Genomic DNA, 11776 nt, shown 5'->3' on the forward strand with positions numbered 1-11776 from the left:
TGCAGGTCGCCGAAGGACTCCACGGCCGCGTCGACCAGCGTCCGGCCGACGGCCAGGTCGGCGACGCTGCCCTCGACGGCCACCGCCTCGCCGCCCGCGGCGGCGATCTCCTTCACCACGCCCTCGGCGTTGGCGAGGTCGTTGACGACGACCTCGGCGCCCTCGCCGGCGAACAGCAACACGTGCTCACGACCTAGTCCGGCGCCGGCGCCGGTGATCACCGCTACACGGCCATCCAGCTGTCCCAGGGGGGTGACCACTTCCTGTCTGACCACGGGGATGCCCTTGATCCCCACGCCGTAGAGCGCCGCCTGGCCGCTGGGCGAGTCGCCGTACACATATCCGGCGCCTGCTGGACGAGGCCGTAGTCGATTCCCGCGTCGTCGACGGCGGCGCAGGCGGTTGGGCAAGGCGTTCGGGCAGCCCGGGAAGAACCCGATGACCGAGAGGCTGGGAACGTGGGCCGACACACGCACACCAACGGCCAGCCGGCGATGTTCGCCCAACGGAGCCCGTCGGCGGGGGGCGGTCGCGGGCTGGTCCTTGCGGACGTCTGGAGCCGGGACGGCCGCCTGTTGGCCAGCGTCGTCCAGGAGACGGCCCTGCGACACAGGTCATGACGAGGGCGCGGAGGCGTGGCCTCGGTTCGTCGGGCCGGTGCGCCCGGCCCGACGAGATCACTGAGCGGCGTAGGCGCCGTCGACATGGTGGGCGCTGCCATGGGTGAAGGATGCGCGGTCCGAAAGGAGGAAGGCGGCCGTCTCGGCGACCTCCTCCGGCAGCCCCAGTCGGCCGGCCGGGTGCAGCCGAATCAGGCGCTTGCGCTGGTTTTCGTCGGCATCGGCAAGCAGGGGGGTGTCGATGAAACCCGGCACGATCGCGTTGATGCGCACTCCGCGCGCCGCGTACTCCAAAGAAGCTGTCTTCGTCAGGCCGATCACCCCGTGCTTGGCCGCAGCGTAGGCGGCCACCCCCGCGAATCCGTTGACCGCGCATGACGAAGCCATGTTGACGATCGCCCCGCCGCCGGATGCGAGGATCGCCGGGAGTTCATGACGCAGGGAATGGAAGACGCCGTCGAGGTTGGTCGCGATGACCCGGTGCCAGGCGTCGGGCGGATAGGTGGCTGTGGGCTCCACCGGGCCGCCGATGCCCGCGTTGTTCACGGCCAGGTGCAGGGCTCCGAGCCGGTCCGCGGTCGACTGGACCGCGGCCTCGACCGATGCCGGGTCGGTGACGTCCAGGGCGACGGCGACGGCGCGGGCGCCCTGTTCGGTCAACTGGTCGGCGGCCCGCTGGGCACCGTCTTCGTCGAGGTCCGCGAGGCTCACGGCGGCGCCGCCGGCGGCCAGGCGGCGGGCGATGGCCAGACCGATGCCGGAGGCGGCTCCGGTGACCAGGGCGACACGGCCCGCGAACTCGGTGGCGTAGTCGGGTGCGGGTTGCATACGGCTCTCCTCATGCGATGCGGTAAGTGGGCGCGGGTGGCCGGAGTCGGGCAGCGCCACTCGGCGGGCCGTGGACCAGGCTCTCCGGTGTGCACGGCGCTGTGGTCGCCGGCGGCGTCAGGCCATGACGTTGACGTCGGGGTCGAGCTTCACGTCCAGCACGAACGGCCCGTCCATCCGCCGGGCCACGTCAGCCACGGCGTCCAGGTCCCGCAGGTCGCGTACGGTCGCGCCGTGTGCCCCCATCGCCTCGGCCAGCGGAACGAACTCGGGCCACGCGGTCAGTGAGCGGGCGGGGTCGACGCCGAAGTGGGCGAGTTTGTAGTGCTCGGCTCCGTACGCTCCGTCGTTCAGGACGACGACCAGCAGGGGCAGCTTCTCCCGGACGGCGGTAGTGAACTCCGCGAGGTTCATCATGAATCCGCCGTCCCCCACGACAGCCACCGTCAGCTCCCCGGGATGGGCCACTGCGGCACCGATCGCGCCCGCGAGCCCGAGCCCGATGGATCCGAAGCCGCCCATCGACGTGAAATGCCGTGCATCGGCGACACGCAGATAGGGCCATACTCCGACCACGAACCGACCGACGTCGCTGACCAGGACTCTTCTGTCCGGCAGGAGTTCGTCCAGTCGCAGCATCGCCGTGCGGACATCCACGGTTCCGTTGCCGGTACGGTCCTGGAACTCCTCTGCCAGCCGGTGCGCGCGCAGACTTCGCCGGACCCTCTCCAGTCGGCCGCGCCCCGGTGCGTGACCGGCGTCGACGAGGGCGGCGTCCAACGCTGCCGCGACGGCCCGTACGTCACCGTGCACCGCCTCGTCGACGCGGGTGTACCAGCCGAAGGCCCCGGGGTCGTCATCGACCTGCACGACCTTCTTGTCCCGAACCAGGTCGCCGCGGACGGTCGTCACCGAGTTGAGACTGGCGCCGAACGCGATCACGCAGTCCGCTTCCGCGATCACGGAGCTCGCGAGGCTGTGGGACAGGTTGCCGAAGAGACCCAGGTCCGCCGGGTGGCCGCGGAAGAAGTCCTTGGCCAGCCCGGTGACGGCCACCGGGGCTGCCAGCCGGTCGGCCAGCGCCTCCAGTTCGGCTCGCGCGCCCGAGGTCACCGCACCGCGCCCGGCGAGCAGCACCGGCCGTCGGGAGGCAGCGATGAGCCCCAGGGCGCCGTCGAGTTGCTCGGGGGCGGGCACCGCCACCGTACGCGCCGTCGGCCGGACGACCGGTGGCTGGGCGCCGATGTCCTCGCGCAGCAGACCGATCGGGACGTCGAGGAGGACCGGGCGGTTCTCCGCGACGATCCTGCGCAGCGCCCGGTCCAGGTCTCGCCGGAGGGAGGCCGGGCCGTGGACCTTCTCGTAACCCGCTTGCGCCATGGCGGCCGTGGCTGCCAGGTCCAGCCGCTGGAAGTGCGTGGGCTCGGGCGGCGTGTCACCCGTGAGCAGCAGGACGCGGCTGCGGCTGCGCACCGCCTCGATCAGTGCGGTGACGGTGTTGGACACCGCCGGTCCATGGGTCACCGACGCGATGCCCACCCGACCGGTCATGCGCGACCAACTGTCCGCCATGCTCACCGCGCCGCCCTCGTGGACGGTGGGCACGAAACGGCCCCCTCGGTCCTCGTAGTCGCAGAGCGCGAGCATGTTGGCGTCGCCCATCAGCCCGAAGACGACGTCCGCGCCGTGGTCGAGCAGTGCGGCGGCGAGCGCCTGGTAGACCTTCATGATGCTGTCCTCGTCTCGTACGGCCGCAGACGGCCTCGCGATGACTCGCCGCGGCGGGTCCGGTGGCGACAACGGCGTCCGGTCCGGGCGGGACCACCGCGCCGTGCCGGCCCCGGAGTCCGGGCACTCCCCGCTCAACGCATGGGATCCACCAGGACCTTCGCGTCTGCGGGCGAGGACGCGAGGCTCTCGAAGACGCCGGGGACATCGGCGAGGCCGACCGTACGGGTGATGAGGGGCGCGACGTCGAACGCTCCCTCCGCCAGTAGTTCGAACGTCTCGGCGAACTCGGCGACGGAGTACATCATCGCGAAACGCAGTTCCAGCTCCTTGAGGACGGCCTGCGCGGGCTCCAGGACGTCGGGGGTCATGCACAGGCCAGCCACGACGATCCTTGACCGGGCCGGGGCGCCTGCGACGATCCGACCGATCACTCCGGGGGCGCCCACGCATTCGAAGGCGACCGTGGGCCGTGCCCGACGCCCGTCCGCGATCGCCGCATCGGCCCAAGCCGCGTACGGGGAGGCCGTGGCCGGATCGACGACGACGTCGGCGCCGAGGGCCTTGGCCAGTGCCCGTCGCTCGGGGGAGAAGTCCGCGGCGATGATCGGCCCGGCACCGCGTGTGCGCAGGACCGCCACGACGGCGAGTCCGATCGGTCCGCACCCGACGACGAGGGGTACGTCCTCTGTGCCGAGATCGCCGCGGGCCACCGCGTGGTGGGCGACGGCGAGCGGTTCGGTGAGCGCGGCGAGCTCGGTCGGCACATGGTCGGGTACCTCTATGAGCAGTTTCTCCGAGAGGACCATGCGCTCCGCGAGACCTCCGGGGGTCTCGGGTCCGGCGAACCCGATCGGGGCGCGGTCGGGCCTGCCGGAGGCGGGCACGCTGACCACCCGGCTGCCCGTGCGGATCCGGCCCGTGGTGCCGGGTCCGTGCGCGATGACCCTGCCGACGAATTCATGGCCCAGGACGATCGGCCGGGTCAGGTCGAAGGCGCCGACGCCGCGCGCGTTGCGCATCGCCTCGTTGAGTTCCTCGCCGTGCCGGACGCAGTGCAGGTCGGTACCGCAGATGCCGCAGGCCAGGACGTCCACGAGGACTTCGCCCTCGGCGGGCACCGGGTCGGGTAGGTCGGTCAGCTCCAGTCGGCCGTCCGTGAGGACGACGGCACGCATGCTCAGCCCGCTTCGACGACGCCCGCGGCGCCTGCAGTGATGTAGCGCAGCTTCACACCCTGTTCGCGGGCGAACTTGGAGAGCCAGTACTGCAGGCTCACGGCGTCGATCACGGAGTGGAACCGACCGTCCTCGGTGAAGTTGACGTTGGCCCCGGTGACCATGACGAGCATCACGGTCTCCTCGGTGTTGTCCTCCGGGGTGTAGAGCGTGTGCACCGAGCCGCCCGGCTCGAAGAGGTAGGAGCCCGCGGTCTGCGGCTGGTCGGGGTACTCCCGGTAGAACCACCGGCCGCGAAGCGTGTACACCTCCGCGGTGCCGGTGTGGTAGTGGATCGGCACGGAGGCTCCCGGCCCCATGTGCACCATCACCACCCAGCGACCGGCCTCCGGATCCAGGCGCAGCAGCCGCACGCTGGTGCCGGGCCCGAAGCCGCTCTCGACCAGCGGAACTTCCTCGGTGTTGAGTGAGAGCAGTTCCGTTTGGGGGAGGGCCAGCAGTGGCAGCCGGGCCCCGCTGCCAGTGGTTGCGAAGTCGGGTGAAGGGACAGTGGACACGGGTGCTCCTTGGGTTCTGGCTGTGCGCGCCGTGGTCCCGCCGGGCCGGGAGCTCCCGGCTGCCGCCGGTGCCACGCCGGCCTCCGCCGAGAGGCCGGCGTGTGCGGGGGACGGGACTGTTCCGCGGTCGCCGAACCGCGGACGCCTCCCATGGTGGAGCGCCGTGCCGCCCCACATCTTGACACCAGACGACAATTATTTGACTCTGGGCGACATGTCGCTGATCCGGGGCGCGTCCTTGCAGGGCTACTCCGAGCTGGTTCGCCTCCTGGGCGCCGATCCACAGCCACTGCTGGAGGCTGCCGGTGTCCCGCCGACAGCCATCGGCGAGGCCGACGCCTTCATCGCCTACCGGGCGCTCATCGACGCCGTGGAGTCGGCGGCACGCGTCACCGGCGCGCTGGACTTCGGGCTACGCCTCGCGTTGCGCCAGGGCATCGAGATCCTCGGGCCGGTCGGCGCCGCCGCACTCAGCGCCCCCACCGTCGCCGACGGGTTGCGCGCCGTGGGGCAGTACCTCGCGGTGTACAGCCCGGCGATCAAGGGACACGTGTCCGCGCCTCCCGACTCACGCCACGCCCGCTTCGAGTTCCGCGTCGTGGGCGAGCGGATGCCCCCGCACCGCCAGGTCACCGAGCTTTCCCTCGGCGTCTCCCTGCGGGTGCTCCAACTGCTGATCGGACCCGACTTCCGGCCGGTGGGTGTCCATCTCGCGCACGACGCGCTGTCTCCCCCCAAGGAGTACGAGAGGTACTTCGACTGCCCGGCGCGGTTCGCCGAGCCCTTCAGCGGTTTCCGTATCCGCCGGGCCGAACTGCGCCGCCCGCTGCACGCCCACGGCGCCGTCCACGACGTCGTGCGGGAGTATCTGAACTCCATCGCGTCGACGGCCGCACGCGGCACGCCGGCCGAAGCCGCCACGGCCCTGGCGCGGCGACTGCTGCCCACCGGGGGACTCTGCCTGGAACTGGTCGCCGCGCACCTGGCAGTCCACCCGCGCACGCTGCAACGCCACCTGGCCGCCGAAGGCGTCTCCTTCGGCGACCTGGTGGACACCGTGCGCAAGGAGGAGGCCGACCGGTACCTGCGGGACACCGACATGCCGCTCAGCCAACTCGCGGGACTGCTCGGCTACAGCGAGCAGAGCGTGCTCACCCGGGCCTGCCGACGCTGGTTCGGGTCCAGCCCAAGGAACCGCCGGCAGGAGCTGCGCCAGCGTTGAACGGGCCGCACGAGCCGCCAGCACACGTGAACAGGTATTCAATTGTGTTTGCGTTTCTCCTGGCTCCTACCTCTTGATGTAGGAGAAGTGCGAGATGCATTATTGGGGCCCCGGTCCCCTCTGCGACGCCGAACGCACAGCTGGACGGGTTCTCCCCCTGCACCGTCATTGCGGCGGCCCGCCGCCGCGGCCGTCGACAACCGCTTTGGTGAGCGGAGCGACTGTGCCACGCGCCACCCAACGATGCTGAGGTGTTCCCATGTCGACCCCCGCTTCCCGACCGTCCGGCACGCCCGCGCCCAAGCCCGCCACTGAGGCGACGGTTCGCGCCCAGCAGGCGTTCGCTGCCGGGCTGCCCTTCGGTGACCTCCGGGACTTCGAGGACGCGGAGCGCGGCTTCCTCGGCACGATCGACCCGCCGGTGATCCACCGTGCCGACGGCCGCCCCATGATCGACCTCTCGCAGTACGCCTTCCTCGCCTCCGACGAGGCGCCGCCCACGGTCAACCCGAGCCTGTGGCGCCACGCCCGCCTCACGGCGCACCACGGGCTGTACAAGGTGATCGACGGCGTCTACCAGATCCGCGGCTTCGACCAGGCCAACATGACGGTCGTCGAGGGCGACACCGGAGTGATCGTGATCGATCCGCTGATCTACGCCGAAACGGCCCGGGCGGCTCTCGACCTGTACTTCGCCCATCGTCCGCGCCGCCCCGTCGTCGCGGTCGTGTACACCCATAGCCACGGCGACCACTTCGGAGGCGTCAAGGGAGTCGTCGACGAAGCCGATGTCGCGGCCCGTCGCGTCACCGTGATCGCACCGGACGGCTTCCTCAAGGAAGCCGTCTCGGAGAACGTCTACGCGGGCAATGCCATGACCCGCCGCGCCCTCTACATGTACGGCCCGGTCCTCGGCCGGGGTCCGCGGGGTCAGGTCAGCGCCGGCCTCACCGCCACCCCGGCCCACGGCGGCACCTTCACCCTCGTACCGCCCACGGACACCGTGCGGGAGACCGGCGAGCGACGCACCGTCGACGGCGTCGAGATGGTCTTCCAGATGGCCAACGGCACCGAGGCACCCTCCGAATTCATGATCCACTTCCCCGGGCTGCGGATGTTCTGTTCGGCGGAGGACGCCGTACACACCATGCACAACCTCTACACCCTGCGCGGCGCCGAAGTCAGGGACGCCTCCGCGTGGTGGAAGAAACTCGACGAATCCATCGAACTGTTCGGCGCCGACACCGACGTGATCATCGCCCAGCACCACTGGCCCCGTTGGGGCAACGCCGATGTGATCGTCTTCCTGGAACGTCAGCGGGACCTCTACAAGTATCTGCACGACCAGTCGCTGCGCCTGGCCAACCACGGCCTGACCATGACGGAACTGGCCGAGCGCGTCGAACTCCCGCCGGCGCTGACGCAGGAATGGCACCTACGAGGGTTCTACGGCACGGTCAACCACAACGCCAAGGCCGTCTATCAGCGCTACCTCGGCTGGTACGACAGCCACCCCGCCCACCTGCACCCTCTCCCCGCCGCACAATCCGCACCCCGCTACGTCGCCGCGATGGGCGGACCGGACGCCCTCCTGACCTCCGCCCGTGAGGCGTTCGACGCCGGGGAGTACCGATGGGTCGCCGAACTCCTGACTCATCTGGTGTTCGCCGAGCCGGACAACGCAGAGGCCCGCCACCTGCAAGCCGACGCCCTGGAGCAGCTCGGCTACCAGGCCGAGAGCGCCGTGTGGCGCAACGAGTACCTGATGGGCGCCCTCGAACTGCGCGAAGGCGTACGCGACCTGGGCGCCGTCAAGCTCACCACCCCGGACGTCCTGGCGGCGATGACGACGGACATGCTCCTCGACTACCTCGGCATCCGACTCGACGGCCCGGCGGCATGGGGGTGCGACAGCTCCTTCGACTGGGTCTTCCGGGAGGCCGACGGCAGCGAGGTCCGCTACGCGGTCCGACTCCGCAACGGCACCCTCGTCCACACCCCCGGCAAGGAGCTGAAGCACCCCGACGCCACGGTCGTCTGGGACCGCGACGCGTTCGAGCGGGTCGTCTTCGCCGACGGAGATCTCGGGACGGAGATCGAGTCCGGCACCGTGCGGGTGGACGGAGACCGGAAGGTCCTGATCGAACTGTTCGACCTGCTCGACGACTTCCCGTTCTGGTTCCCGATCGTCACTCCCTGACGCCGCCACAGTTCTTCCGGTCTCCTACGCGAGCAGTTTGCCGCATCGCGGCGAATCCGGCCCGGTCCTCGCTGCCGCGGCCGGACCGCCGCCGCCCAACCGCCTTCCCGGACCCGCCGAAGCCGTCGGGCCGCCCCCGGAGGATGTCGTGTACCTCACCCAGCCCCTGCACAGAGCTCTCGACCAGTTTCCCCAACGGACCATGACCATCTGCGGCGACCGGACGCGGACCACGCGCGAGGTGGCGGACCGGGTAGCCCGGCTCGCCGGCGCGTTCCGAGCCCTTGGCATCACCGAAGGTGACCGGGTGGGCATGCTCGCCCTCAACTCCGATCGCTACCACGAGTACTTCTACGCCACCTGGTGGACGGGCGGCATCGTCACTCCGCTGAACATCCGCTGGTCACCCGCTGAAATGGCGTACGCCCTGACCGACTCGGGCACAGAGGTCCTACTGGTGGACGACGCCTACGCCCACCTGGCGCCCGAACTGCGTAGACGCTGCCCCGGCCTCCGTACCGTCATCCACTGCGGCGACACCCCGACTCCCAACGACATGCTCTCCTACGAGGACCTCCTCACCACGGCCGACGCCGTCGAGGACGTCCGCCGAGGAGGTGACCAGGTCGCGGCTCTCCTCTACACGGGCGGCACCACCGGGCTCCCAAAGGGCGTCATGGCCACCCATCGTTCCCTGACGACCTCGGCCTTCGGTTCCGTACTCGTCGACGAAGCCGTCGAACGGGGCGGGACAGTCCTGCTGACGGCACCCATGTTCCACGTCGCCGCGTTCCTGAGCTGGTTCTCGCAGTCCCTCATGGGCGGCACCCTGGTCTTCCTGCCCACCTTCACCCCGGACGGGTTCCTCGACGCGGTGCAGCGCCACCACGTGTCCACCACCATCCTGGTACCCGTCATGGTGCAGGCCGTCTGCGAACACCCGGACTTCGCCGCCTACGACACGTCCAGCCTCCGGTCCGTGATCTACGGCGGCGCGGGCAGCCCCGAGGCGCTCCTCCACCAGACGATGGAGGCGTTCCCCCGGGCCCGCTTCACCCAGGGCTACGGCATGACCGAAACCGGGGTCCTGACCATGCTGACACCCGGCGACCACGTGACAGGCGGCTCCCGCCTGCGCTCCGTGGGCCGGGCGACCCCCGCGGTCGAACTGGCCGTCTTGGCCCCCGGCGGAACGCGCCTGCCGCCGGGCGAGGTAGGCGAAGTCGCCGCGCGCGGCGACAACCTGATGCTCGGCTACTGGGGACAACCGGAGGCTACCGCCGAGGCACTGCGCGACGGCTGGATGCACACGGGCGACGGCGGATACCTCGACGAGGACGGCTACCTCTACATCGTCGACCGCCTGAAAGACATGATCATCACAGGAGGTGAGAACGTGTACTCGGCCGAAGTGGAGAACGCCCTGGCATCCCACCCATCGGTCGCCTCCTGCGCCGTCATCGGCGTCCCCGACACACGATGGGGCGAACGCGTCCATGCCGTCGTCGTCCCGCGCCCGGGACAGTCCCCGTCCGCCGACGCCCTGCGCGCCCATGTCAAGACCCTGATCGCCGGATACAAGGCACCCCGCTCCTTCGCCTTCGTCGAATCCCTGCCCCTGACCGCCACGGGCAAGATCCTCAAGCGCTCCTTGCGCCAGGCGCACGGACCGGCATGAACGGGTGGCGACCCAACCCGGGACACCTTGGACCTCCCGCAGGATCGGCGCGCGCGGACGGTAGCCGACCACCGCCCGGCGTTCGCACGCGATGAAGCGGAGCCGGCACGCTACCGGCCCGCGGGCGGTGCGCACCATTCAGTCGGCACGGCTGCGCTTCCGCTCCGCGGTGCCGCCGAAGCGACTCAACAACCCAGGAAGCTCAGCCGCACCTGACGGTCGGCGTTGTCGACGTTCGTGTCGACGAGGCAGACCGACTGCCACGTCCCCAGTTCCAACCGGCCTCCGATCACCGGCAGCGTCGCATGCGGCGGTACCAAGGCCGGGAGGACGTGGTCGCGGCCGTGGCCGGGGGTGCCGTGGCGGTGTTGCCAGCGGTCATCGCTCGGCAGGAGGGTGTGGAGCGCGGCCAGGAGGTCGTCGTCGCTGCCCGCGCCCGTCTCGATGACCGCGATGCCCGCCGTGGCGTGCGGGACGAAGACGTTCAGCAGGCCGTCGCGGCCGTTCGCGGACTGTTGGAGGAAGCGTTCACAGGCGGCGGTCAGGTCGGTGACCGTCTCGGTCGAGCCGGTGGTGATCTGGAGCGTCGTCGTGCTGAAGGATCCGGGCATGGGGTCATTGTCCCCGGCCGGTCGGCGGGAAGAATCCCGCCGGGCCGCTAGTTGGTAGAAGCATGAACAACTTCGGGGCGCGGGACGTGGACGTGGTCGTCGTCGGCGCCGGACAGGCGGGGCTGTCCGGCGCCTTTCATCTGCGGCGCGTCGGGCTGGTGCCCGGGCGGGACTTCGTGGTGTTCGACCACTCCCCCGAGCCCGGTGGGGCCTGGCAGTTCCGTTGGCCGTCCCTGACGTACGGCAAGGTGCACGGCATGCACGCGCTGCCGGGGATGGAGCTGACCGGTGCGGACGACGCGCGGCCGTCGTCCGAGGTGATCGGCGAGTACTTCGCGGCGTACGAGGAGCGGTTCGACCTGCGGGTGCAGCGGCCCGTGGACGTGGCGGCCGTGCGGGCGGACGAGGGGGGCCGGCTGCTGGTGGAGACCTCGGCGGGGAACTGGTCCGCGCGGGCGCTGATCAATGCGACGGGCACGTGGGACCGGCCGTTCTGGCCGCGTTACCGGGGGCAGGAGTCCTTCCGCGGGCGGCAGTTGCACACGGCCGACTATCCGGGGCCGAAGGAGTTCGCCGGGCTGCGGGTGGTCGTGGTCGGCGGCGGGGCGTCGGGGACGCAGCACCTGTTGGAGATCGCCGAGCACGCCGCGGAGACGACCTGGGTGACCCGCCGGCCGCCGGTCTTCCGCGAGGGGCCGTTCGACGAGAACGTGGGGCGGGCCGTGGTGGCGAAGGTGGACGAGCGGGTGCGGCTCGGGCTGCCGCCGCAGAGCGTGGTGTCGGTGACGGGGCTGCCGCTCAACGACGCGCTGCGGGCCGCGCGCGAGCGCGGGATCCTGGACCGGTTGCCGATGTTCGACCGGATCACGCCGACCGGTGTGGCCTGGGACGACGGTCGTACGGTGGACGCCGACGTGATCCTGTGGGCCACCGGCTTCCGCGCGGTGCTCGACCACCTGGCGCCGCTGCGGCTGCGCGAGCCGGGCGGCGGGATCGCGATGGACGGTACGCGTGCCGTACGGGACGAGCGCGTCCATCTCGTCGGCTACGGGCCGTCGGCCTCGACGATCGGCGCCAACCGGGCGGGGCGCGCCGCGGTGCGGGAGATCAAGGAGCTGTTGGAGCGGGCGCCGGCGCTGGTGTAGCGCGTACCG

The 11776-nt window shown here is 70.8% G+C and carries 11 protein-coding genes; 5 read left to right on the top strand and 6 right to left on the bottom strand.

The features are described from left to right. Positions 1-338: SDR family NAD(P)-dependent oxidoreductase (locus ABZ842_RS33835; RefSeq protein ID WP_361545791.1), on the bottom strand; the 338-nt coding region annotated here is incomplete at its 3' end. 120 nt (positions 339-458) lie between these two features. Between ABZ842_RS33835 and ABZ842_RS33840 the strand changes: the two genes are divergently transcribed. Continuing rightward, positions 459-620, top strand: a complete 162-nt coding sequence (locus ABZ842_RS33840; protein WP_361545794.1) for a hypothetical protein — start codon at positions 459-461, stop codon at positions 618-620. A gap of 57 nt (positions 621-677) precedes the next feature. Here ABZ842_RS33840 and ABZ842_RS33845 read toward each other — a convergent pair whose 3' ends face one another. The 4 genes from ABZ842_RS33845 to ABZ842_RS33860 form a co-directional block, all read right to left on the bottom strand. Next, positions 678-1448: an SDR family NAD(P)-dependent oxidoreductase gene (locus ABZ842_RS33845; RefSeq protein WP_361545797.1), complete on the bottom strand. Its 771-nt coding sequence runs from the start codon at positions 1446-1448 to the stop codon at positions 678-680. A gap of 117 nt (positions 1449-1565) precedes the next feature. Further along, positions 1566-3176, bottom strand: a complete 1611-nt coding sequence (locus tag ABZ842_RS33850) for a thiamine pyrophosphate-binding protein (RefSeq protein WP_361545799.1) — start codon at positions 3174-3176, stop codon at positions 1566-1568. Between the two features lie 134 nt (positions 3177-3310). Next, a complete protein-coding gene (locus ABZ842_RS33855; protein WP_361545802.1) occupies positions 3311-4354 on the bottom strand; it encodes a zinc-binding dehydrogenase in 1044 nt (347 codons plus the stop codon). Between the two features lie 2 nt (positions 4355-4356). Next, the gene (locus tag ABZ842_RS33860; protein ID WP_361545805.1) at positions 4357-4911 is read right to left on the bottom strand and encodes a 2,4'-dihydroxyacetophenone dioxygenase family protein; all 555 of its coding nucleotides are present in this window, start codon (positions 4909-4911) and stop codon (positions 4357-4359) included. 163 nt (positions 4912-5074) lie between these two features. On the opposite strand from ABZ842_RS33860, the gene ABZ842_RS33865 reads away from it, so the two are divergent. The 3 genes from ABZ842_RS33865 (at position 5075) to ABZ842_RS33875 (ending at position 10011) form a co-directional block, all read left to right on the top strand. Continuing rightward, entirely contained in the window at positions 5075-6133 is a 1059-nt protein-coding gene (locus ABZ842_RS33865; protein WP_361545808.1) for an AraC family transcriptional regulator, read from the top strand. Positions 6134-6392: 259 nt separating this feature from the next. Next, positions 6393-8333 carry an alkyl sulfatase dimerization domain-containing protein gene (locus ABZ842_RS33870; RefSeq protein ID WP_361545811.1) on the top strand — a complete coding sequence of 647 codons (1941 nt, stop codon included), beginning with the start codon at positions 6393-6395 and terminating at the stop codon, positions 8331-8333. 148 nt (positions 8334-8481) lie between these two features. After that, positions 8482-10011: a long-chain fatty acid--CoA ligase gene (locus ABZ842_RS33875; protein ID WP_361545814.1), complete on the top strand. Its 1530-nt coding sequence runs from the start codon at positions 8482-8484 to the stop codon at positions 10009-10011. A 185-nt stretch (positions 10012-10196) separates the two neighbouring features. Here the strand turns inward: ABZ842_RS33875 and ABZ842_RS33880 are convergent, their stop codons facing one another. Then, entirely contained in the window at positions 10197-10622 is a 426-nt protein-coding gene (locus tag ABZ842_RS33880; RefSeq protein WP_361545817.1) for a secondary thiamine-phosphate synthase enzyme YjbQ, read from the bottom strand. 62 nt (positions 10623-10684) lie between these two features. Between ABZ842_RS33880 and ABZ842_RS33885 the strand changes: the two genes are divergently transcribed. Next, entirely contained in the window at positions 10685-11767 is a 1083-nt protein-coding gene (locus tag ABZ842_RS33885) for an NAD(P)-binding domain-containing protein (RefSeq protein ID WP_361545820.1), read from the top strand. The last annotated feature ends 9 nt before the right edge of the window (positions 11768-11776 follow it).

The sequence above is a fragment of the Streptomyces sp. NPDC047315 genome (genome assembly GCF_040643215.1).
Taxonomy (GTDB): Bacteria; Actinomycetota; Actinomycetes; order Streptomycetales; family Streptomycetaceae; genus Streptomyces.